The following is a 24,770-nucleotide window of genomic DNA, read 5'->3' as shown; positions in this document are numbered from 1 at the left end:
ACCACTCACTCGGCATCCGAAAAGGCCAACTCTAATCCCGACACGCCAACAAAAACACACATTTTGTCGTTTAACCCTCACTTGTCCTCCTCTCCTGCAAAACACGATACACGCGTTTTCTAGAGCCTTGAACTAGCGCAGAACTTTTCTGCCATAAAGTGGTTAGTTCCGTTGACGCCACACATGCAACGGGCGCGACTCCAGATAGTTTGAAGTCGCGCCCAGTATATGCGCGTGGTGAGCGAACATTGTCGATTACTACTGTAAGTCGCCCTAGAACGAGTGGAGCCCTAGCGGGCTAGCCCTCCAGCCAAGCAATCTACAAGCATACGCACCGCCCGATCCTTAAACTCCTACGAATACCACTTTGGCCAATACCTCAATCCGCTCAAAACAGGTAGGAACAAAACCCAGGACGCTTCACGTCATGCTTCACCCCAATTCCAAAAGGAGAACTAACTTTCTTTACAAACCAGCCTAGCCCGCCCGCGTCCTCCAGGAAAATGTGTTGTTTTCCGGAGGACGACGGGCGATATTTGCCTGCAAATCGCGCGAAGCTTTCCCTCTCGACCGCGCACAAGCAGATAGCGAATTCGTAGGGGGGGGAATACCCGCGCTAGTTATCCACGTTTGTGAGCGCGGAAAGTGACCATAACTCCCGAAGCCCCTAACAGCAGCGAGATGAGTACCATCTCGGGCACGCCAGCTCCCGTCTTCGCCAGCTCCTCTGCACTGCGATTTTGGACAGACTTCTTGCCCTTTTCTGCGGGTTTAGGAGTCGGATTCATCGGGTCAGCAGCAGGCTTTTGTGGATGCGGTTTTACATCCGGATCTGGCTGCGGTTCTGGGTTCGGGTTTGGTTCCGGTTCAGGTTGTGGCTGAGGGTTCGGGTCTCCCCCTGGATCGGGATTCGGATTTGGTTCTGGCTCCGGTTCTGGCTCGGGCGCCGGGGCCTCCCTCACCAATAAAATGCTTAAAGGAGGTACCGTAACTTTACCGTTTGAAGTGAGCGTTACCGGTTTTTGGTAAACGTCCAATCCTTTAATCATCACCTCATATTCCCCAGCCGGCAAAGGTGCCTCCCAAGCCTGTTTGTCTGCATTCACGTACGCGAACGCATCGGCACTTTCTTTACCACTCTTAGTTTTCACCGGGAACGCATTTTTTACGGTATACCCCACATGATTAGTAGCAATACTTTCTTCACCGGCAATAATTTCGTGCGTGTACTTCTGGTTTACAGCGTCGTAACTGCCCTGACGCATAAAATCATATTGCTTACGGAACTTGTTTAAATCCCGGAAGAACTTTACTTCCTTTTCGTATTGCTGAGCCCGGTCATAGTTGAAAACGTTGACCGAGTCGGGAGACTTATACGAGTTGTGATCCCCCGCTTTGGTGCGCAAGAATTCCTGCCCGGCGTGGATGAATACTGCGCCATTGGCCAGGTACTGGGTGCCGGTACCGAGGGCATGCCGCTGAGCTACTTCACTATCGGGGGTATCTGCCGGCAAACTTCCTTTCAATTTATCGAACATGGTGTAGTTGTCATGGGCTTCGTTGTAGACCACGGATTGGTCTGGTCCCAGATATTTACGCACATATTGGGCGCCCTTGATATTGTTCAACAAATCCCAAGAGCGTTGTTCTTGGTTGGCGCCACTGATAAAACCGGTGTGGTTCAACTCGAAGTTATCGCCCTTTACGGTGTCGCGATACTGGTCATTGAAGAACGAGATTCCGGGCATCTGTTTCGCGTTTTCCTGGTTAGCCGCTGCTACCCCACTGGGATGGTTACCCATCTTCCAGCCCTCACCCAGAATCACAATCGAGGGATCAATCTTATTTAGCGCTTCCCGTACCGCTTTCATAGTTTCCACGTCATGGATACCCATAAGATCGAAACGGAAACCGTCAATATCGTAGTGCTTTGCCCAATAGGTAACCGAATCAACAATGTATTTACGCATCATCAGTTGTTCAGAAGCGGTTTCATTGCCAACTCCGGTCCCGTCTTGGAACTTACAGTTCGCATCCATCCGGAAATAGTAGTCCGGGACAGTTTGCTGCAATGGAGATGTTTCCGGATTGTAGACATGGTTATAAACCACATCCATAATCACTCGCATATCATTAGCATGCATGGTTTCTACCATTGACTTTAGCTCTAGGATGCGCGAGGTGGGATCCGCCGGATTGGTCGCGTAAGAGCCTTCGGGAACGTTGTAGTTTTGGGGATCATATCCCCAGTTATATTGGGCGTTATAGGAAAGATCGCCCAGCTCATCTACAGACCAGAAATCAAAAATCGGCAATAACTGCACATGGGTGACCCCTAGAGACTTTAGATAATCCAGACCCGAAAGATTCCCTTCCTTGGTTTTAGTACCCGCCTCAGTGAGCCCCAAGAACTTACCCTTATTAGTAATGCCATTATCAGGGCCGATGGTTAAATCGCGTACGTGTGCCTCGTAAATAATCGCGTCCTTCATCGAGGTAAATGCGGGCATCCGTTTGCCATCCCAGTTGCTGGGTACAGTTTTATCGGGGTCAATTACCACGGTACGGGTACCGTTGGCGGTAACCGCCCGGGCATAGGGATCGATAGCTTCGTTAATCTTGTCACCCGCGAAATGGAGACGGTAGCGATACTGCAGTCCCTTTTGGTCATCGTCGAGCGTAATCTCCCAGGTTCCCTTTTCCCCTTTGGTCATGGCAGCGACTTTTCCGTTCTCGGAATAGTTAACGAACTCGACTGCTTGGGCAGTGGGCGCCCATACCCTAAAGGTGGTTTTTTCCGGGGAGTAAATAGCCCCTAACTCGCCCTCGTAAAAATATTTGTTATTAAATTCCGCGGTATGTAGATCCGCGCAATTGCTGGTGGATCCGGGTTTGGGAATGTCGGATTCCGAATAGTAAATTTTGGGGTCACCCTGCACAATCCAGATTTCCGCCTTCCCCTGGGGAAACTTGGTAACAAAGAGGTCGTCGGGAGTGTTTTTCTCTGCCCATTCATTTCCGGCTTCCGAACGGCGCACAATCAAACCAACTTTTTCAATCCCATTTGGGTCTGTATGAGTAAGGGTGGCGGTATGGTTTCCATCAAAATCCGCTCGCTTTCCTTCCTTACCCGGAAGCCAAGTCCACACATTCCAGTTGTCATATTTATTGTCGGAACGCAGGTAGTGGACAGTCACCGTGACCTCGGTAGGGAGGGCAGGGGGATTTTCGGCGGGTTTTAGCTGGTAGCTGCCATCGGTTTTTATATCAATCCCGCCCGGAACCGGGATATCCTTCAAATCAGAGGTTTGCCACGCCCAGTCGTTTGTCGCAGTAGAGCGGCGCACAATCAAATTAACTTTTTCATTCGGAGCCGGAACAGTGACTTCGGCGGTTAGGTTACCGGCCCCATCCTTTCCGGTGAAAGCCACGGGGTAACCACCAGAACCCTCGGTCCACACCCACAGGTTATATTCCGATGCGGGCACATTGGGATCGGGGGTAAAACTCACCTTTAGTTTGCCGTCTGCTGCGGGTTCCAGTCCGTCCTGGTTATAACTGAAACTACGAGCATCCCACCTAGTGAAAACCGAGTTCCCCGGTTTCGCGCCAGTAAACACGGTGGATTCCCAAACTCGATTTTCACTCTGTCCTGGCTGTAAGGAAGTGGTGTCCGTGCGGTACACCCGGAAGTTCAAGGGATCGCCTGGCGCCAGAATATTTGTGTTTATATACCCTTCTGGTTGCTGGCCGGAGAACATTTGACTTTGCTTTGCCTGCCCATCAGCCCAGTACTCGACTCGGTAAACAGTTAAAGGGTTTTCAACGGTCGGATCCGGCTTGAAGTTCAGGTACATTACCCCGCTATTGGGTCCCGCGTAAGCTAAGGGAGTAGCAGTGCCTGCTATTACCAGCAGAAAAGCGATAAAAAATCCCAAAAAACTTCTACTAATTCTTGTTTTCACTGGTCCTCCTCGACCAATAGGCGTAGGCGGCAACATCGCCGGAAACGTTCCCGAAACCATGGTATCAGACTTCAAATAAGACATGAGATTGGGTTAATACCCAAAACAGGTAGGAACAAAACCCAGGAGGCTTCAGGTTTTCTCACAAGTCCAACAGTGTCACGAATCCTCCAGCGCCTATACAAAGACCCCACCGATTCAAGACCCACACCGACCTGCCTAGCCGAACCTCTATAACCAAACCCCTGCTCAAACAAACCCACCAAAACCGCCCGCCGCTCATAAGTCAACTGAGAACTCAAATGCATACAAATCCCCCGGAAGAAAAACTGAATAAATCAGTCCAACTTCCGGGGGACAGCTCAGTGGTTGGGGCCCAAAATTTCGAAAGACTAACGGGTCAGAAAACCCACTTTTGCATCAGACCGTAGGCAACGATGCACACGACCCACACGATCAAAATGCCGAGGGTGATTCGGTTCAGGTTACGCTCTGCAACACCGGATGAACCGGCGGTAGACGAAATGCCGCCACCGAACATATCGGAGATACCGCCGCCCTTGCCCTTGTGCATAAGGACCGTGAGGGTCAGCAAAAGGCTGGTCAGCACGATGAGGACGAGCAGGGTAATTTTGAGTGCGGTCACTGTTGAATCCGATTCTTGAGTAGGCGATACACGCGTAAGCGCATCGCTGAAACGTAACTGTCGCTAGTCTAGCGGGTTAAAGCCTGAGGGAGCCAACCGGCAAGCCGGTTGGCTCCACTATCAGACGCAATTGTTAAGAATTGCTCAGGCGTAGAAGCGTGCCATCTCGGCGAAGGAATCAGCCTTCAGCGATGCGCCACCGATGAGTGCGCCATCAATATCGGGCTGAGCCATGAGTTCCTTGATGTTGCCCGGCTTTGCCGAACCACCGTAGAGAACGCGGGTTGCTTCAGCGGTGTCTGCACCGAAGTCTTCAGTCAGTGCTGCGCGGATTGCACCGCAGACTTCCTGTGCATCTTCGCTGGTCGCGGTTTCGCCAGTGCCGATTGCCCAGATGGGTTCGTAGGCGATGACGATCTTGGCGACGTCTTCAGCGGACCAGCCAGCGAGTGCTGCGCGGATCTGGCCGAGAACGAACTCAACGTGGGTGCCGGCCTTGCGGATTTCAAGGGCTTCACCGCAGCAGAGGATCGGAGTCATGCCTGCGTCGAGGGTCTTACGTGCCTTCGCACCAACAAGTTCATCGGATTCGTTGTGGTACTCACGACGCTCCGAGTGACCCATGACGACGTAGGTGCAGCCGAGCTTGTCGAGCATAGCGGTGGAGATTTCACCGGTGTATGCACCGTTGTCGTGGATGGAAACGTCCTGTGCACCGTACTTGATGCCGAGTTCATCGGCGTCAACGATAGTCTGAACGGTACGGATGTCAGTGAACGGAGGAATAACCAGGACCTCACACTTGGAGTAGTCGTGGTTGTGATCCTTCAGTTCCATTGCCAGGCCCTGGACAAGGTGATTGGCCTCGAGGTGATCGAGGTTCATCTTCCAGTTGCCGGCCATCAGCGGGGTACGTGCCATTTTTCAGTCCTCCAGAACTGCAATACCCGGCAGGATCTTGCCCTCGAGGAGTTCGAGGGAAGCGCCACCACCGGTGGAAATGTGGGAGAAGGTGGATTCGTCGAAGCCGAGGGTACGAACTGCAGCTGCAGAGTCGCCACCACCGATGACGGAGAACATGTCGCCGTCAGACAGTGCCTGAGCAACTGCCTTGGTGCCCGCTGCAAATGCCGGGAATTCGAAGACGCCCATCGGGCCATTCCATGCGATGGTCTTCGCCGATGCAATTTTTTCGGCGAAGAGCTTCTGCGATTCAACGCCGATATCGAGGCCCATCTGGTCATCCGGAATAGCGTCGACAGCAACGTTGGTTGCCGGTGCGTCAGCTGCGAACTCGGGAGCAACGACGACGTCGACCGGGAGGATCAGTTCAACGCCACGCTCTGCTGCTTCGGCGATGTAGCCCTTCACGGTTTCGATCTGGTCTGCTTCGAGCAGGGACTTGCCGACCGAGTAGCCCTGAGCTGCCAGGAAGGTGAAGACCATGCCACCACCGATGAAGAGGCGGTCAGCCTTCTTCAGCAAGTTGGCGATAACACCGAGCTTGTCAGAAACCTTGGAACCGCCGAGGACGACGCCGTAAGGGCGCTCCGGGTTCTCAGTTGCTTTGCGCAGGGATTCGATTTCCTTCAGAACCAGCAGGCCGGAAGCGGAAGGAACGAGCTTGGCGATGTCGTAGACGGAAGCCTGCTTGCGGTGCACAACACCGAAGCCATCGGAGACGAATGCGTCACCGAGTTCTGCGTATGCCTTGGCCAGTTCTTCGCGTTCTTCGTCAACTTTGGAGGTCTCGCGTGCGTCGAAGCGGACGTTTTCGAGAAGAGCGATTTCGCCTTCACCGAGAGCTGCAACGGTAGCCTTGGCGGATTCGCCAACAACGTCGCCTGCAAGGCTGACAGGGGCGTCGATGAGTTCGCCGAGACGAGCTGCGGCAGGTGCCAGCGAGAATGCCGGATCGACCTTGCCCTTCGGGCGACCGAGGTGAGCCATGATGATAACCTTGGCGCCAGCCTTGGTCAGCAGGTTCAGGGTCGGCAGTGCCGCGCGAATACGACCGTCATCGGTGATGACACCGTCCTTCAACGGAACGTTGAAGTCAGAACGAACCAGAACGCGCTTGCCACGCAGTTCGCCGAGAGTTTCGATGGTCCTCATAGAACCAACCTTTCGTTAAAGGGGCGGAGTATCCGCCCGAAAATCGTGAGTACACAAGCGCCCGCACACCTCATAGGGGGTGCACGGGCGCAAGTGTTTGCTGATCACAGCGTACGGGGTGCGATTCAGGCGAGCTTCGAGCCAACCAAAGCGGTCAGCTGGACGAGGCGGTTGGAGTAGCCCCACTCGTTGTCGTACCAGGACAGGACCTTGACGAGGTCGCCGATGACCTTGGTCTCGGATGCATCGAAGATCGAGGAGTGCGGATCGCCGACGATGTCGGTGGAAACGATCGGATCTTCGGTGTACTCGAGGATGCCCTTGAGTTCGCCTTCAGCGGCAGCCTTGACTGCGGCGTTAAGGGACTCAACGGTGACGGGCTTCTCTGCCTGGAAGGTGAGGTCGGTGAGGGAGCCGGTCGGGGTGGGAACGCGGACTGCGAGGCCGTCGAACTTGCCAGCGAGCTCCGGGAGAACCAGAGCAACAGCCTGTGCCGCGCCGGTCTTGGTCGGGATCATGTTCAGTGCTGCTGCACGTGCACGACGCAGATCCGAGTGCGGTGCGTCAAGGACGCGCTGATCGCCGGTGTAGGAGTGGATGGTGGTCATGATGCCACGAACGATGCCGAACTCCTGGTGGAGAACCTTGGCCAGCGGTGCAAGGCAGTTGGTGGTGCACGAAGCGTTCGAAACGATGTTCATCGTTGCGTTGTCGTAATCCTCGTGGTTCACGCCCATGACGAAGGTGCCGTCAACATTCTTCGCCGGAGCGGAGATAACGACCTTCTTGGCGCCAGCTTCGATGTGAGCTGCAGCCTTGGTGCCATCGGTGAAGAAGCCGGTGGACTCCACAACGACCTCAACGCCGAGCTCGCCCCAGGGGAGGTCGGCCGGGTTGCGCTGTGCGAGGACCTTGATGGCCTTGCCGTTCACGATAATGGAGGATTCGTCGTAGGAAACTTCACCATTGAAACGACCGAGAATCGAGTCGTACTTGAGAAGGTGAGCGAGAGTCTTGGTGTCGGTGAGGTCGTTCACTGCAACGATCTCGATGTCCGCGCCCTGCTCGAGTGCTGCGCGGAAGAAGTTGCGTCCAATACGGCCAAAGCCATTGATGCCAACGCGGGTGGTCACTATTGTCCTCCTGCTCGTGCCCTGCACGGGCACGTTTTCGAATGTGCAACCGGTATCCGCACGGTGCGAATCCGGCCCGCAGTTATCTGCGGTTCTAGCAAGACCTAATTTACACCCCACGGTGGCCTACGGCACCTTCAGTGGACGAACCCCTACGTGGCAATAATAACGTTCGCAGCTTGAGGTGGACTAAAGTCCTCAGTCGTCCTCGAGCATTTCGATCGTGAGTGCCGCTTCCGTATCCGGAATCCCACGATCATGAGCAACCTTGTCAGCCATGGCCAGCAGGCGGCGAATACGACCGGCAACAGCATCTTTCGTCAACGGCGGATCCGTGTGCTTTCCCAGTTCCTCCAAGGACGCCTGCTTGTACTTCAGACGCAGAGTTCCCGCTTCAAGAAGATGAGGCGGAATGTCGTCGCCGAGGATTTCGAAGGCACGTTCCAGTCGGGCTCCCGCGGCTACAGCAGCACGCGCAGAACGACGCAGGTTGGCGTCATCAAAGTTCGCCAGACGATTCGCCGATCCACGGGCTTCGCGCTTCTCTCGACGATCCTGCCACGTCTTCTGAGTAGAGGAGGCCCCCATCTTGCCAATCAGTTGCCCGATGGCCTCTGAATCGCGGACAGAGACGCGGTCCGTGCCTCGTACTTCTTTCGAACGTGCAGCGGCGCCCAACTTTCGCGCACATCCGACCATAGCGAGCGCAACCTCGGGTCCTGGGCATGTCACTTCCAGCGAAGTCGAGCGCCCGGGCTCCATCAGTGACCCACGCGCAAGGAACGCTCCACGCCAGACCGCGGCCGCTTCATCGTTCCCCGACGCCACCAAGGTGGCAGGGAGACCGCGTACTGGCCGGCGAAGAGAATCGACAAGACCGGTCATACGAGCAAGCTCGTCAGCCTTATGCACAACGCGAACAACAAAACGCTTACCGCGACGCAGCGAACCACCTGAAACAACGACAACCGTTGATTCAGCGTTGTAGAGCGTCTGCAAAAACAGGCGAAGACGGAGCGCCGCTGCGGGGGTATCCAGCTCTGCTTCGATCAGAATGTGGCCGGAAACAAGGTGCAGTCCACCAGCGAACCGCAGAATCGCAGCGGTTTCAGCAGCCATCTCAGACTGAGTTTGTGGCGCAACGCGCGCAAGTTCATCTTTTAAGTCAGTAGTTAGTGACACGTTCATTTCCTCAGATGTCGCTTCAGGGCAGCCAAGTCTCAGTTTTGCCGACTTCTCCAAGGAACCCGTCAAACGCATCCCTCAGTGCTGCGGCAAGGCGGAGCGGGTCGTGGTGAGGTTGTCCATCACCGGTACGAACCTGTCGAAGTAGGACGCGAGCGCCCAGCCCCTCTGAAGCAACAATAAGGTCGTCGACATCATCAATGGCGGTTGGATCGGCAATAATCACATCCAGTTTGAAATCTGGAGCATAGTCACGGATCACGCGAACATGATCGGCAGTGGTCATACGATCTGTCTCGCCACGCTGGCGCGATAGGTTCAAGATCAACGCACGGTGGGCATCGGTCGTCACAAGTGAACGGTGAACGTCTGGCACCAACAGATGCGGAATCACGGACGTGTACCACGAGCCAGGACCAAGCAAAACCCAATCCGCCTGTTCGATCGCCGTCCCAACTTCTGCTGGAACACGCGGGCTTTTGGGAAGAAGACGAATATGTTCGACAGTTCCTGGCGCAACCGCCACCTTCGACTGTCCCGAAACCGTGTACTTACGTCCGTCATCATCCATGTCCGCTTCGATCTGGAGAGGATCGATGGACATTGGAAGCACACGGCCGCTCGCACCAAGAAGGCGCCCAACCCAATCAAGACCCTCAACCGGGTCTTCAAGCAACTGCCACAAGCCGGAGATCAAAAGGTTACCTAAAGCGTGCCCATTCAACGGCCCGGTTGTTTCAAGACGCGTTTGTAGGACATCACGCCACGTCAGACCCCACTCGGTTTCTTCGCAGAGAGAGGCAAGAGCCATGCGAAGATCACCGGGTGGCAGGATCTCCATCTCTTGACGCAGGCGACCTGATGATCCCCCATCATCGGCGACGGTAACTACCGCAGTCAGAGATCGCGTGATGTGGCAAAGAGCGCGCAGAGTGACGGAAAGACCGTGGCCACCACCGAGAGCGACAACGGAAGGACCGGTTTCTCCGCGTAGTGTCCAACCTGCTGCATCGACGTATGACATTTACTCTCTCCCGAGATCACGGTGGTGGACTCGGACAGGATAGCCGTTTTCACGAAGCCTGTTGGCAATCAGTTCCGCACATGCGACCGAGCGGTGCTGACCGCCGGTACATCCAACGGCAATTGTTGCGAATGGTTTGAGCTCACTAATGTAGCCCTGAAGCATGGGGGCAAGCAGGTCCGCGTATGACACAACGAACTGTCGAGCTCCGGGCTGATCCAGCACGTAATCCGCAACCGGCTTATCGCGACCGGTCAGATGACGGAGTTCATCCACCCAGTACGGGTTCTTCAAGAAACGCACGTCAAGCACATGATCAGCATCAATCGGGATTCCTCGTTTGAAGCCGAAAGATTCAACTGTGATTTGAAGCGGACGATCACCCTCCCCCGCAACGACATCGCGGATATGGCGCGTCAGGTCGTGGACGGACATATTCGACGTGTCAATCACTTCATCTGCGATGCGACGAACGGGAGCAAGCATGCGTCGTTCGGCTTCAATGCCGTCCAGGATTGTTTTCTGCCCCTGCAACGGGTGCGGGCGACGGTTGGACTCGTAGCGTTTCACCAGAGTGCGTTCGTCTGCCTCGAGGAAGATAACCCGGTAGGCGACACCCATATCTCTCATCTGGTCCAACGTCTTCGTCAGATCAGCAAAGAATGTGCGTGAGCGTACGTCAACGATTGCCGCCAGACGGTGGACGCCTCCGCCTGCCGGTGACATCATGCCGACCAACGCGGGCAACATTGATGGTGGCAGGTTATCGACGACGTACCAGTCGAGGTCTTCAAGCGCTCTGCCTGCCCCGGTACGTCCAGCGCCAGATGCACCTGTGATGATGAGGACCTCGTTCGATGCTATGGGGGCAACGACCGGGCTGTTCACGTCAAGCAACGGGATGCCTGCGGGTACGGTTGGCGGGTTGTTATCGAGTTCGTCAGTCATGGTGTAACTATCGCACTTTTCAATTGTTTTCGCCGGGTAGCAACGTTGCTTCAACAAGCGTGATAGCGTCGGCTCCCCGATTTGCGCGCTCGCGTGCCTGGTCGCTGCTGGCACCGCTTGCCAGAACAACGCCGACTCGACGACCGGCTCGCGTGACGGGCTTGCCGAATATCCTGACCCCATCGGCCTTGGACAAGGCTTCGGCGACGCCTAGGTATTCGGGGTGTTTGAGGGGTTGTGTTGATGTGATGACTGCAGATGCACCCGGTGTGCGTAGCGTCGTATCGATGGGCAGGCCGAGGATTGCGCGGGCGTGAAGCTCGAACTCAGACTGTGCTTGGGACGCCATGGTGGTCATGCCAGTATCGTGCGGGCGTGGGGATAATTCCGAGAACCAGACGTCGTCGCCCTTGATGAAGAACTCGACGCCAAAGAGGCCGAGAGCAGGCGATGCTCCATTGGACGCCAATGCGTCTGTTACGAGCTTCGCCATGGCCTGGCAGCGTTCAAGCGCCAGTGGCGAAATCGCTGCCGGTTGCCACGATTCAACATAGTCACCATTGACCTGTCGGTGTCCGATGGGACTGCAGTAGGACGTTTCGATCGATTCGCCATTCCACCAGCGGACGGTCAGAAGCGTGATTTCGCAGTCGAACCGTACTTCTTCTTCGACGATGACTTCACCAGTTTGAGAGCGTGCGCCTTCCTGAGCCGCATTCCAGGCCTCATCAACCTGTTCCTCGGAGGTAATACGGGACTGTCCGTGGCCAGACGATGACATTGTTGGTTTGATGAAAGCAGGCAGGCCAGTGTGATTCAGTGCCTCGCGAATATCATCGGCGCTTGAAGCAAAGCGGAACTGAGAAGTGACAACACCGTCGAGGTTCGCAGCAAGGCCACGAATGCGATTGCGATCCATCGTTGCTTGGACGGCAAATGCGTTGGGCACGATACGCGTGTCCTGATGCGTTGCTTCAAACTTTGCCAGCGCGTCAGTGGCGATTGCTTCAACTTCGGGGACAACAAGGTCTGGTTTCACCCGTTCGAGTAACGCGAAAAGCTCGTCGTCATCCGACATATCGAGAACCGCATACTCGTCGGCGACCTGCATCGCGGGAGCTGCCGGGTAGGCATCTACAGCAACCACGTATACGCCGTAGCGTTTCAGACAGATTGTGACTTCTTTTCCGAGTTCTCCGCTACCCAGCAGCAAAACGCGACACGGAAGATGAAACGCCGGCGTCATAGTGTGCTCCCCGTTGGTGAATTGAGTTTTCTTCATTCAGGTTAGTGGACTAAAGCGCGTGTGTACGGGTGTGCTCACGTTTGACTTGGTCGACTGAACGAAAGATTCACGAGGTCGATCAGGCTTGTTCGGGCTGTGGATTCAGTGTTTCGAGGATCGATTGAGCAAGCACTGGGCCAATACCGGGCACCGAAGCTACGTCGTCGACGCTTGCTTTGCGCAGTTTTTTCACTGATCCGAATCGCGTGAGTAGCGCTGATTGCCGCGCGGGGCCGACGCCGTCAATGGTGTCAAGGACGGACCTCGTCTGTGCTTTCGTTCGACGCTTACGGTGCTTCGTAATTGCGAATCGGTGGGATTCATCGCGCAGGTACTGCAGCAAGTGGAGGGCAGACGAGGCGCGCGGGAAGATCATCGGAAAGTCGTCGCCGGGAATCCAGACTTCTTCGAGACGCTTAGCTAATCCCACAAGAGGAATGTCGACGCCAAGATCATCGAGTGCAGTACGCGCTGCGTTCACTTGAGGCAGACCACCGTCGACGACCACAAGGTCGGGCCGATAAGAAAACCTGCGTGGCTTTCCTGTGAGTGAATCAATCGGACCGGACTCGAAGGCGACGCCCTCATCGTCTTCACCAGCAAGCCCTGCTTCTTCTGCAAGCAGGCGGGAGAAACGCCTGCGCAGAACCTCGTCCATCGCGGACGTATCATCGGGGGTGCCGTTGCCATCTACGCCTCGAATATTGAATGTCCGATAAGCGTCTTTACGCGGAGCGCCGTCTTCGAAGACGACCATGGAACCGACCTGGTGGGTACCCATGGTGTGCGAGATGTCGTAGCACTCAATGCGCAGCGGGGCAGCATCCAGTCCGAGGTTTTCAGCCAGTTCTTCAAGTGCTTGGGAACGAACAGTCAGATCGCCTGCTCGCTTGGTCTGATGGAGTTCCAGCGCTTGGCGAGCGTTCTCACGCACCGTTTCCATCAGCTGGGCTTTCGGACCGCGCGAGGGCACGTGAATGCGCACGGACGCCCCTCGCACTTCACTCAGCCAGGAAGCAATCATTTGCTTGTTGTCCGGCTCGATCGAGACGAAAACTTCGTGCGGAATCGCCGACGTTGGAGTGTGTGCGATGTCGTCAACCGACTTCTTTTTGACCTTCTCGCGCCTTGTCGGGGTGTTCGGATCAGAAGGAGGAAGCTGCGAGTAGACCTGTTCAAGCAAACGGGCCATCAAGACCTGTTCATCTGCACCATCGACGCGATCGATCACCCATCCTCGCGTGCCACGGATACGACCACCACGAACGAAGAAAACGTGGACAGCAGCATCGAGTTCATCAGCAACAAGCGCGAAGACATCAGCGTCTGTACCATCATCTAGGACAACAACGTTCTTTTCCAGAACGTTCTCAATCGCTTTCAGGTCATCGCGGGTCTTGGCGGCAGTTTCAAAGTCAAGGTGCGCTGCGGATTCTTTCATCCGTTCTTTCAACTCACGGACAATGGGACCGGTCTTCCCCTCCATGAAATCGCAGTAATTCTGCGCAAGCTGACGATGATCTTCTTCGCTAATCGCACCGATACAGGGAGCAGAACACTTGTCGATATGTGCCAGAAGACAGGCTCGCTTTTGGGCTTTCGCACGCTGAAAAACTCCCGAGGTGCACGTACGCACGGGGTAGATACGCGAGAGCAAATCGATCGTTTCACGAATCGCCCACACCTGCGTATACGGGCCGTAGTAACGCGTTCCGGCACGTTTCGCCTGACGCGTGACATGAACGCGGGGGTATCTCTCCCCCATGGTCACAGCCAAGTAAGGATAGGACTTATCGTCCTTAAACATGACGTTGAACTGTGGATTAAACTCTTTGATCCACGTGAATTCAAGCGTCAGGGCTTCAATTTCGCTACGAACAACGGTCCATTGAACGTGCGTCGCCGTAAACACCATTTGGCGCGTACGAGGGTGAAGATTGCCTGGATCCTGGAAATAGTTCGTCAGACGATTGCGAAGGTTCTTTGCTTTACCGACATAGATAACTCGACCGTCTTTATCGGAAAAACGATAGACGCCCGGTGACGAAGGAATATCACCGGTTTTCGGACGGTACGTTGACGGGTCGGCCACCTGAATAGTGTACGTACCTGGGTGCGCGTATGCCGACGCAGAAGATGATGACGGACAGCTGCAGTAGCCAGAAGTGACGAGATTGGCGCCATTTCAGCGTTTGTTTCACGGTCAGAAAGAACGAGGAATGAAACATCATCTTCGACCGGAACGTCTCGCCACGTCAGAACGCGCAGGCCCCCTTCACGAGCAATCGCTTCAACCGCTGCCACTGCGCGCATCGTGTTCATTCGCCGGATTATAGAGACCAATGGCGCGTTGATCACGCACTCGAGCACTCGTGATGTCTCATCGCGTCGAAAATGCATCTATTCCACAATTGCAAAGTAATAGTAAATACTTGTGGAAAGAACAGGCTCATCTTAGCGAATTCACGCCACAACAGGACAAATGCGCCACATTTCGGACAATCTTTTTCGCGCATGAAACGCCATGTAATACCATCTATTTAGCGGTTGTTTGGCAAAGTTTTTACCAAACGTCTTGGCATCAACGCATTAATAACGTGCGATGGAAGGACACCTTATGTTCACCACCTCCGAAGAGGCTGCTTCGTTTATTACTGAACAGGACATTGAATTTGTTGATGTTCGCTTCTGCGACGTTCCCGGCGTCCAGCAGCACTTCACAATTCCCGCGCAGGAGTTCGTTGACGATGCCCTTGAGAATGGCTTGATGTTCGACGGATCATCCGTGCGCGGTTTCACTGCTATTCACGAGTCCGACATGAAACTCATCCCCGACATCACGTCAGCATTCGTCGACCCTTTCCGCGTCGCCAAGACTCTCGTCATCAATTTCTCGATCGTTGACCCCTTCACCGACGAGCCCTTCTCTCGCGATCCTCGTCAGGTTGCAGCCAAGGCTGAGGCCTACCTACGTTCCACCGGTATCGCTGACGAATGCTTCATCGGCGCCGAAGCTGAGTTCTACCTCTTCGACGACGTCCGTTACGAGGTCAAGCCGAACTCAACGTTCTTCAAGGTTGACTCCCCCGAAGCATGGTGGAACACAGGCCGGCAAGAAGAAGGTGGCAACTGTGGATACAAAGTTCGCGTTAAGGGGGGCTACTTCCCTGTTTCACCCCAGGACCAGTACGCGGATATCCGCGATGAAATGGTTCGTAACCTTGCCGCAGTCGGCCTGAAGATTGAGCGCGCTCACCACGAGGTTGGTTCCGGTGGTCAGCAGGAAATCAACTACCGTTTCGCAACCCTGCAAAAGGCTGCGGACGACATGATGAAGTTCAAGTACGTCATCAAGAACACCGCTCTTGACTTCGACCACACGGCAACCTTCATGCCGAAGCCACTGTTCGGTGACAACGGCTCGGGTATGCACACCCACCTTTCGCTCTGGAAGAACGGCGAGCCACTGTTCTACGACGAACGAGGCTACGGTTCACTCTCCGACACTGCTCGTTGGTTCATCGGAGGTCTGCTTGAACACGCTCCGGCATTGCTTGCTTTCACGAACCCGTCGGTCAACTCTTTCCGTCGCTTGGTTCCCGGCTTCGAAGCCCCGATTAACCTGGTGTACTCGGCGCGTAACCGCTCGGCATGTATCCGCATTCCTGTTACGGGTACGTCCCCGAAGGCGAAGCGCGTCGAATACCGTGTCCCGGACCCGTCGGCCAATCCGTACCTGTCCTTCGCGGCCTGCCTGATGGCCGGCATCGGCGGCATCAAGCGTCGTATTGAGCCTGCTGCTCCAATCGATAAGGATCTCTACGAGCTTCCGCCGGCTGAGTACCAGGACATTACGAAGCTCCCGAGCTCGCTCGAAGCAGCTCTTGAGGCTCTGAGCAACGACCACGAGTTCCTCACTGAAGGCGACGTCTTCACCCAGGACCTCATCGACACATGGCTCGACTACAAGGAGACGAACGAGGTCGCTCCTATGCGCGTGTACCCACACCCCTACGAGTATCAGATGTACTTCGATCTCTGAGCCGATTGCTTGAGGGAGGCCCCGCTCATCCGTTTTCGGATCGGCGGGGCCTTGTGTCATACACACCACCGCGTGAATCGTGAGCAATCAAACGCCGTCCAAAACCGGAGGGTCGCACACTACTTGAAGGAGATGTAGGTAGGCTCAAGTTAATAAAAGAATTGAAATAAGTTCGCGACCACGGGAGGAATCCATGAAAAAGCTACGCGACGGTTCATTCACAGTGAAGCCAAAGTTCAAGGTTGGGGCACACGAATCAGTATCCTCACTCTTGATTGCGCGTGCTAAGAAGTACCCCAAACAGGTCGCCGTCGAACAGCGCACTCCCGTTGGACTCCCCCAACCGGTGACCGCCGAAGAGCTTCTTGCTCAAATCAACGATGTGGCTCGTGGCTTGATCGGTCAGGGCATTCACCCCGGCGATGCCGTCGCAATTCTTTCATCAACCTCGTATGAGTGGATGCTACTGGACTACGCCATCCTGTCTATCGGAGCTATCACCGTTCCCATTTACGAATCAGACTCTGCTGCTCAAATCGAACATATCCTGACCGACGCGAAGGTTGTTCAGGTATTCACCCAGACCCGCCAGCAGGCGGAACTTGTGGAAAGTGTCCGTACTCCCAGCGTTCGCTTCATTGATTCCATTGACCGTGGCGCCATGCGCAATATCGCTACAGCTGCACTCGGCATCGAGGCTTCAGAAGTTGAAGCACGCCGTATCAGAATCAAGAGCAGTGATCTGGCAACCATCATTTACACGTCGGGAACAACCGGCATGCCGAAAGGTGTCTGCCTGACTCACGCCAACTTTGTCGGCACAGCCTACGCAACTCGACAGGTACTCGGATCGGTCATTGACTCCCCCGACACCCGCCTGCTTCTGTTCCTCCCCGTGGCACACGTACTCGCTCGCTTCGTCATGCACGTAGTGATCTCCGGTCAAGGAACACTGGGATTCTCCCCCGACATTAAGAACTTGCTTCCCGACATTGCGTCATTCAAGCCGTCCGTGTTGTTGGTTGTCCCGCGCGTCTTGGAGAAGGTCTACAACTCCGCAGCGGCGAAGGCCGGTAAGGGCATTAAAGGCAAGATCTTCTCATGGTCTGCCAAGCAGGCAAGGTCGTGGGCAACTTCGAAAGAAAAGACGCTTGGCCCATCGCCGTTGAAGCGTGTGCGCCACTCGGTTGCTGACACTCTGGTTCTGAAGAAGATTCGCGAGGTCCTAGGCCCGAACATGAAGTACATCGTGTCCGGCGGAGCCCCGCTTGCATCGGATCTTGCGCAGTTCTTCAGTGGCCTCGGTCTGAAGGTGCTACAGGGCTACGGTCTTTCTGAAACGACCGGTCCCGCATGTGTCCAGCTGCTGAATAACCACCCGGCTGGTTATGTCGGCCCCGTTCTGCCTGGTAACTACGTCAAGATCGCTGATGACGGCGAGATTCTTCTGAAAGGCGTTTCGGTGATGTCGGGGTACTACAACCTCCCCGACGCGACCGCGGACTCTTTTATTGACGGATGGTTCCGTACAGGTGACCTTGGCACCGTGGATAAGAACCTCGGAGTATCAATCACCGGCCGTAAGAAGGAATTGATCGTCACCGCCGGTGGAAAGAATGTTTCGCCCGAGGTCCTCGAAGAACAGCTGATCACCCACCCGCTGATCGCAAATATTGTTGTCGTCGGCGATGCTCGCCCCTACATTGGCGCGCTGATTACCCTCGATTCCGATATGTTGCCCACATGGCTGAAGAACCATGGCCTCCCGGTTGTGGACGCTGCACAGGCTGCGGATATGCCAGAAGTACGCGATTCCTTGGAGAAAGCAGTCACGCGTGCAAACAAAAAGGTGTCGCGCGCAGAGTCCATTCGGCGGTTGAGGATCATCGATCAGACGTTTACGGTGGAAAATGGATATATGACTCCGTCGCTGAAGCTTCGTCGCCGCGCTGTGCTCAAAGACTTCGCTCACGAGGTCGACGCACTCTACGCCGAAGGGCAAAAGAAATGACATTGATCCACCTTGACGCATCAACATGGGATAATCCTGCTACTCGCGTAGCCGATCCTGACTGGAACCTGCCCAAGATGATCCGACAGCGCGCAATTGACCACCCGAATCAGGTGGCGATTGAACGCCGAAACGGCGTTGGTCAGTGGCGTCCGATGACGATCAATGAGTTCGTTCGTCGTATCGACGATACGGCACGTGGCATGATCGGCCTTGGCCTGCAACCGGGCGCGCATCTTGCCATTCTTGCGCCCACGTCATTCGAATGGGCGCTCATTGACCTCGCAGCGCTCAGCTGTGGCGCAGTCACAGTTCCGATCTACGAAACGGATTCTGCAGCACAGATCGAACACATCCTTGTCGACTCTGAAGTGACGATTGTTGTCACAGCAACAACGCAACAGGCAGACCTTGTCCGTTCAGTTGCACGCGATAACGTGACCATCATGTCGCTCGATAAAGGCGCCGAGCGCACAATTCTCGCTGCCGCTAAAGGCGTGACACCCGAACAGGTCAACGAACGTCTTGAGCTCCGTAAACTTCACGACGTTGCAACGATCATCTACACCTCGGGGACAACGGGTCGCCCAAAGGGCATTGAGCTGACGCACGGAAACTTCATTTCCTCTGCCATTCAGGCCTACGACTTCCTCCCGGACCTCATCAATTCTCCAAAGTCGCGCTCACTGCTCTTCCTGCCCGTCGCGCACTCTCTGGCACGCTTCGTCATGTACGCGTTGCTTGGCGGTCAGGGACGCGTCGCGTTCGTTCCGGATATGCGTAACCTGCTGACGGACATTTCGACCTTCAAGCCCACAATGCTCCTTGTCGTGCCTCGTGTTCTGGAGAAGGTGTACAACGCTGCAACCGCGAAGGCCGGTAGCGGTATCAAGGGCTCGCTTTTCTCATGGGCAGCAAACCAGGCGAAGCAACTGTCGCATGCGACCGCATACGCGAAGGCTCCTGAAATCGAACGCTCCTCGGCCGTAGGCGCTCCGACCAGCCACACGACTCAGATTCCTTCAGCGTCTGCTGCCCCTTCTCCCGGTCCTTCCTTTGCATTGAAGTCTCGCCTACGTGTTGCCGATGCTCTGGCTCTGCGCAAGGTAAAGTCAGTGCTTGGCCCGAACCTCCACACGATCATTTGCGGTGGCGCTCCCCTGGCAGCTGACCTTGCTCATTTCTACCGTGGCCTTGGTATTACCCTTCTGCAGGGCTATGGTCTGTCGGAGACAACTGGGCCGATTGCCGTCGAATGGCCCTCGGACTTCCCGCCGGATTCGGTGGGCTTCCCCTGGCCGGGTAACACGATTCGTATCGATGAAGACGGTGAGATCCTGATAAAGGGTGTCAGCGTCATGAAGGGCTATCACAACCTGCCGGAGGAAACTCAAGCCTCCTTCGTTGATGGCTGGTTCAAGTCCGGTGATTTGGGTGCTATCGACGAAACGGGCCACCTGCGTATTACGGGTCGTAAGAAAGAATTGATTGTCACCGCGGGTGGCAAAAACGTTTCGCCCGAGGTTTTGGAAGATTCCTTGCAAACACACCCATTGATTTCGAGCGTGGTTGTTGTCGGTGATGCTCGCCCGTACATTGGAGCGCTCATCACCTTGGATGCTGAAATGCTTCCGATGTGGCTCGCATCGAAGGGACAGGATGTTGTAGATACGGCATCTGCTGCGAACCTTCCGGCCGTGCGTAAATCGCTCGAAAAGGCGATTGCTCGAGCGAATGAAAAGGTGTCGCGCGCGGAATCGATTCGCCGATACCGCATCGTCAACGCCGAGTTCACGGTCGAGAACGGCTACATGACCCCGTCCCAGAAGTTGAAGCGCAACGTCGTTCTGCGCGACTTCGCCCACGAGGTCGATGCACTCTATTCCGACACAACTCAGAATGGAGACGCGCGATGACCGTTACAGTATCGTCCGATCGCCCAGTCGCTCTGGTCACCGGTGCCACTCGTGGCCTCGGACATGCGATTGCCGTTGAACTGGCGAAGACGCATCACGTCATCGTTGGCGGACGATCAGCCGAAGCAGTAGGTCGCGTGGTCGACAAGTTGGGTGATGCTTCAGCCTTTGTCGCCGATCTGACGAATGAGGACGAGGCCGCCCACGCTCTTTCGGATGTGTTGGCCACAGTGGGGCGTCTCAATGTCCTCGTCAACAATGCTGGTGTTGGCAAGAAGGCGACGCTTGATAACACGACTCGCGACGATTGGCGCTGGGTCTTGGAAACCAACGTCATTGCTGTCGCTGACGTGACACGGATGTGTCTGCCGAAACTACGCGAGAGTTTCGGCACGGTCGTTGTCATCAACTCCGGTGCTGGTGTGCGCGTCTATCCCTCTGACGCTGCGTACACGGTCTCGAAGTGGGCGTTGCGCTCTTTCACCGATTGTCTGCGTGAAGCTGAACGTGGTCGGGTTCGCGTTGTCGCTATTCACCCTGGACGTATCGATACTGATATGCAGGTCGCTATGCAGGCTCAGGCTGGCAAGACCTACAACCCTGACGATCACATGCGTGCTTCAGATGTTGCGAAGACCGTGCGTCTTGCCGTCGATATGCCAGTCTCGACGAACGTCGACGAGCTACACATTCGAACGACCGAAGCGAAGAAGACCAACCCGTCTATCTGAGTTTCTTCGCTATGAAACCACTGTTACGGTCCGAACTTGAACGGACTAAGGGGGCGCGATCATGATTGATTAGCGCCCCCCCCTTTTCGTTATGCTCCCCTACTCGCAGGTTAAAGGAGTAGCAGAAGCCTCGTCCTTATTTCTTCTGGGCAGAGGTTTTCTTCTTCGCGACAGACTCGTTCTTCGCATTCGCGAGAATATCTGCCAGGAACTCACCGGTAAACGACCCCTTCACCTTCGCAACGGCTTCTGGTGTCCCTTCAGCAATGACGCGACCACCACCGGAACCACCTTCGGGGCCCATATCAACGATCCAATCAGCGCACTTGATGACGTCCAGGTTGTGCTCAATAACGATAACCGTATTGCCTTTGTCAACCAGCGATTGCAAAACCAGCAGAAGTTTACGAATATCCTCGGAATGTAAGCCGGTCGTCGGCTCGTCCAGCACGTAGATCGTTCGTCCAGTCGAACGACGCTGCAGTTCGGACGCGAGCTTCACGCGCTGTGCTTCGCCACCCGACAGTGTTGTTGCCGCCTGCCCCAATCGCACGTAACCCAGGCCGACCTCGACAAGGGTATTGAGATGTCGCGCAATCTTGGAGATCGGCGCGAAGAACTCCGCCGCTTCAGACACCGGCATATTCAGAACGTCCGCGACTGACTTCCCCTTGTAAAGAATCTCCAAGGTTTCACGGTTGTACCGTGCACCATGGCACACTTCGCAGGGAACATACACGTCAGGCAGGAAGTTCATTTCGATCTTCAGAGTGCCGTCGCCCTTGCAGGATTCACAGCGTCCGCCCTTCACATTGAAGGAGAAACGGCCCGGACCGTAGCCTCGTACCTTCGCTTCCTGTGTTTCCGCGAACAGCTTACGAATCGCATCCCACACGCCCGTATACGTCGCAGGGTTCGAACGTGGCGTACGACCGATCGGCGACTGATCAACGTGGACAACCTTATCGAGATGTTCGAGGCCACTCATTGAACGGTAACGACCCGACACAAGGCGCGCACCGTTCAAACGCGATGCCAGCGTGCGGTACAGAATCGAATTCACCAGCGTGGACTTTCCCGAACCAGACACGCCCGTCACAGCGGTAAAGGTGCCAAGAGGGAACGAAACCGTCACATCGTTGAGGTTATGCTCGCGTGCACCCTTGACCGTCAGCATGCGCTCAGGATCAACCGGGCGACGAGTAGCGGGCACTGAGATGGAACGACGGCCCGACAGGTAGTCGCCAGTCAGTGACTTCTTATTGTTCTTCAAGTCTTCCACAGTGCCGGAGTGGACAATCCAGCCACCCGTTTCACCGGCGCCCGGACCGATATCGACGATCCAGTCAGCGGCTTCCATCGTTTCTTCATCGTGCTCGACAACAATCAGCGTATTGCCAAGGTCGCGAAGACGCTTCAAGGTATCGATGAGCTTACGATTGTCACGCTGGTGCAGGCCGATCGACGGTTCGTCAAGCACATACAGGACGCCAACCAAACCGGAGCCAATCTGCGTGGCCAGACGAATACGCTGAGCCTCGCCACCCGATAGCGTTCCGGCACCACGTGACAGCGTCAGATAGGTCAAGCCAACATCGACAAGGAAATCGAGGCGAGCGCGAATCTCTTGCAGGATTGGCTTGGCAATCGCCTGCGAACGCTGATCCAACTCCAACGCATTAAGGTGTGCGCGGGCATCTGAAATCGACAGGTCAGACAGTTCAGCAATCGACAAATCGCCCACTGTCACCGCAAGAACCTCGGGACGCAGACGAGCCCCCTGACACGTCGGACACGGAACCTCACGCATATAGGCGTTGAGCTTCTCCGACACCCATTCCGATTCGGTTTCCTCGCGCTTGCGCTCAACGTAGGTGACGGCACCTTCGAAGCCTGTCGTGTACGAACGCTCACGTCCCCACCGGTTGCGGAACTTAACCTTGACCTCGTAATCCTTACCAAACAGGATGGCTTCGCGGACGTTGTCAGGCAGGGCCTTCCACGGAGTTGTCATCTCGAATCCGAGTTCACCGGACAAGGACTCCAGCAGACGCTTGTGGTACTTGAAGTTCGAGTTCCACACGATCACCGCACCGTCGGCCAGCGACAGTTCCTCGTCGGGAACCAGTAGGTCAGGATCAACTTCACTCTTCGACCCAATACCCGTACAGTCTGGGCAGGCACCGTAGGGAGCGTTAAAAGAGAATGTACGAGGTTCGATTTCTTCCAACGCTAGCGGGTGGTCGTTCGGGCACGAACGCTTTTCCGAGTATCGGCGACGACGATCAGGATCGTCCTCGTCCAGGTCGACCATGTCAATAATAACGAGGCCATCGGACAGACGGAGAGCTGTTTCTACCGAATCAGTAAGGCGCTGGCGCATACCGGAACGCACCACGAGCCGGTCAATGACGACCTCGATCGTGTGGCGCAGTTTCTTTTCCAAAACTGGAGCGTTCTCGAGTCGAACCAATTCGCCGTCGATGATCGCACGCGTGTAACCGGACGTCTTCAGCTCATTGATCAGGTCCTGATACTCACCCTTGCGTCCACGCACGACCGGCGACAGAACCTGGAAACGCGTTCCCTCGTCCATGGAACGCACGCGGTCCACAATCTGCTGGGGAGTCTGCGCCTGAATGCGTGCGCCACACTTCGGGCAGTGAGCGATCCCCGCACGCGCGTACAGCAAACGCAGGTAGTCGTGAATCTCAGTAATCGTGCCAACCGTGGAACGTGGGTTGCGCGATGTCGACTTCTGGTCAATCGAGACCGCGGGCGACAGACCCTCGATGAAATCGACGTCGGGTTTGTCCATCTGACCTAGGAACTGGCGCGCGTACGACGACAGGGACTCCACGTATCGACGCTGGCCCTCTGCGAAGATCGTATCGAATGCCAACGATGACTTACCGGAGCCGGAAAGCCCCGTAAAAACAATCATTGTGTCTCGAGGCAACTCGAGGCTGACATCCTTCAAGTTATGCTCGCGAGCACCAGAAATAACTAAAGATTCACGCACCCTAACAGTCTACTCGGCGCCTGGTTCGAATGTCGTACATGTGTTCCATCGTCAAACGGCGGTTTAACTGGCATTATAAGGCAATGAGCCTCTACGTGATCGAATACACCTACGACCATTCACTCGAATCGTTGATCCAATCATTCAGACCCGCTCACCGCCAGTTCCTGCGAGACCTGCATTCGCGCGACATTGTGGTGGCTTCCGGCTTCCTGCGTGATAGGGGAGAAAATGATGCGCTGATTATTCTTCGCGCCAATTCGGCTCAGGATGTTTTCGAGATCCTCGCTGACGATCCTTTTGCTCTTCAGGGTTTTGTCAAAACCTGCAAGATTCGCGAATGGGTGCCGACGATCGGCTTCGGGGCCGAAGGGTTCGATACGGAATTCCCCTTTTCGTAAAAGAATTGACGAGGCCTGACGTGGCGTTTCATATGCAATCACCGCCCGTTGCGCCTACCGTTGAGTCATGGCTTACTTTGCAGTGACTTACGTTTATGACCCTGCCCAATCAACGCTGATGGACGAGGTTCGTCCCAAACACCGCGCATTCTTAACGCAGTTGAAGGACGACGGATTTAATGTGGCCTCGGGCCCCGTTACCGGCGATCATCCGACGGCTCTGCTGATTTTCGAAGCTGAGAACGCCGATAGGGTCGCGTCGCTTCTTGAGGGTTAAGTAGCAGAAAGTGTGTCCGGTCGGCGTGTCGCCGTCGGGCGTATTTTTATTTGAGGGGTCCTTTCCTGA

At 55.4% G+C, this 24,770-nt stretch carries 17 protein-coding genes; 6 read left to right on the top strand and 11 right to left on the bottom strand.

The window, feature by feature from the left end:
- Positions 1 to 620: 620 nt before the first annotated feature.
- The 10 genes from pulA to uvrC form a co-directional block, all read right to left on the bottom strand.
- Positions 621 to 3,965, bottom strand: coding sequence for a type I pullulanase (gene pulA / locus QP109_RS08390; protein WP_285024318.1), 3,345 nt, complete (start codon positions 3,963 to 3,965; stop codon positions 621 to 623).
- A 400-nt stretch (positions 3,966 to 4,365) separates the two neighbouring features.
- The gene (gene secG, locus QP109_RS08385) at positions 4,366 to 4,611 is read right to left on the bottom strand and encodes a preprotein translocase subunit SecG (protein ID WP_006681051.1); all 246 of its coding nucleotides are present in this window, start codon (positions 4,609 to 4,611) and stop codon (positions 4,366 to 4,368) included.
- Positions 4,612 to 4,755: 144 nt separating this feature from the next.
- Positions 4,756 to 5,532 carry a triose-phosphate isomerase gene (tpiA, locus tag QP109_RS08380; protein WP_270773208.1) on the bottom strand — a complete coding sequence of 259 codons (777 nt, stop codon included), beginning with the start codon at positions 5,530 to 5,532 and terminating at the stop codon, positions 4,756 to 4,758.
- 3 nt (positions 5,533 to 5,535) lie between these two features.
- Complete coding sequence (locus tag QP109_RS08375; RefSeq protein WP_285024317.1) at positions 5,536 to 6,726, bottom strand: phosphoglycerate kinase; 1,191 nt, start codon at positions 6,724 to 6,726, stop codon at positions 5,536 to 5,538.
- 125 nt (positions 6,727 to 6,851) lie between these two features.
- A complete protein-coding gene (gap, locus tag QP109_RS08370) occupies positions 6,852 to 7,859 on the bottom strand; it encodes a type I glyceraldehyde-3-phosphate dehydrogenase (RefSeq protein WP_101627740.1) in 1,008 nt (335 codons plus the stop codon).
- 198 nt (positions 7,860 to 8,057) lie between these two features.
- Complete coding sequence (gene whiA, locus QP109_RS08365) at positions 8,058 to 9,041, bottom strand: DNA-binding protein WhiA (RefSeq protein ID WP_101627741.1); 984 nt, start codon at positions 9,039 to 9,041, stop codon at positions 8,058 to 8,060.
- A 22-nt stretch (positions 9,042 to 9,063) separates the two neighbouring features.
- A complete protein-coding gene (locus QP109_RS08360; protein ID WP_285024316.1) occupies positions 9,064 to 10,068 on the bottom strand; it encodes a gluconeogenesis factor YvcK family protein in 1,005 nt (334 codons plus the stop codon).
- Entirely contained in the window at positions 10,069 to 11,016 is a 948-nt protein-coding gene (rapZ, locus tag QP109_RS08355) for an RNase adapter RapZ (protein ID WP_101627743.1), read from the bottom strand.
- Between the two features lie 19 nt (positions 11,017 to 11,035).
- Complete coding sequence (purT, locus tag QP109_RS08350; protein ID WP_285024315.1) at positions 11,036 to 12,298, bottom strand: formate-dependent phosphoribosylglycinamide formyltransferase; 1,263 nt, start codon at positions 12,296 to 12,298, stop codon at positions 11,036 to 11,038.
- An 82-nt stretch (positions 12,299 to 12,380) separates the two neighbouring features.
- Positions 12,381 to 14,393 (bottom strand): excinuclease ABC subunit UvrC, encoded by a 2,013-nt coding sequence (gene uvrC, locus QP109_RS08345; RefSeq protein WP_285024313.1) that lies wholly within the window; start codon positions 14,391 to 14,393, stop codon positions 12,381 to 12,383.
- A 525-nt stretch (positions 14,394 to 14,918) separates the two neighbouring features.
- Between uvrC and glnA the strand changes: the two genes are divergently transcribed.
- The 4 genes from glnA (at position 14,919) to QP109_RS08320 (ending at position 21,001) form a co-directional block, all read left to right on the top strand.
- Entirely contained in the window at positions 14,919 to 16,343 is a 1,425-nt protein-coding gene (glnA, locus tag QP109_RS08335; protein WP_285024319.1) for a type I glutamate--ammonia ligase, read from the top strand.
- A gap of 193 nt (positions 16,344 to 16,536) precedes the next feature.
- Positions 16,537 to 18,354 (top strand): AMP-dependent synthetase/ligase, encoded by a 1,818-nt coding sequence (locus QP109_RS08330; protein ID WP_285024311.1) that lies wholly within the window; start codon positions 16,537 to 16,539, stop codon positions 18,352 to 18,354.
- Positions 18,351 to 20,270 carry an AMP-dependent synthetase/ligase gene (locus tag QP109_RS08325; protein ID WP_285024310.1) on the top strand — a complete coding sequence of 640 codons (1,920 nt, stop codon included), beginning with the start codon at positions 18,351 to 18,353 and terminating at the stop codon, positions 20,268 to 20,270. The genes QP109_RS08330 and QP109_RS08325 overlap by 4 nt, the downstream gene beginning before the upstream one ends.
- Positions 20,267 to 21,001 (top strand): SDR family oxidoreductase, encoded by a 735-nt coding sequence (locus QP109_RS08320; protein ID WP_285024309.1) that lies wholly within the window; start codon positions 20,267 to 20,269, stop codon positions 20,999 to 21,001. The genes QP109_RS08325 and QP109_RS08320 overlap by 4 nt, the downstream gene beginning before the upstream one ends.
- 136 nt (positions 21,002 to 21,137) lie before the next feature.
- On the opposite strand, the gene uvrA is transcribed toward QP109_RS08320, so the two are convergent.
- Positions 21,138 to 24,023 (bottom strand): excinuclease ABC subunit UvrA, encoded by a 2,886-nt coding sequence (gene uvrA / locus QP109_RS08315; protein ID WP_285024308.1) that lies wholly within the window; start codon positions 24,021 to 24,023, stop codon positions 21,138 to 21,140.
- Positions 24,024 to 24,106: 83 nt separating this feature from the next.
- Here uvrA and QP109_RS08310 point away from each other — a divergent pair, with 83 nt between their 5' ends.
- Positions 24,107 to 24,424, top strand: a complete 318-nt coding sequence (locus QP109_RS08310; protein ID WP_285024307.1) for a YciI family protein — start codon at positions 24,107 to 24,109, stop codon at positions 24,422 to 24,424.
- Between the two features lie 67 nt (positions 24,425 to 24,491).
- On the top strand, positions 24,492 to 24,701 hold the full coding sequence (locus QP109_RS08305; RefSeq protein ID WP_285024306.1) for a YciI family protein: 210 nt from the start codon (positions 24,492 to 24,494) through the stop codon (positions 24,699 to 24,701).
- The last annotated feature ends 69 nt before the right edge of the window (positions 24,702 to 24,770 follow it).

Source organism: Pauljensenia sp. UMB9872 (assembly GCF_030212665.1).
Lineage (GTDB): Bacteria > Actinomycetota > Actinomycetes > Actinomycetales > Actinomycetaceae > Pauljensenia > Pauljensenia turicensis_B.
This window is presented reverse-complemented; position numbering and strand designations above follow the sequence as displayed.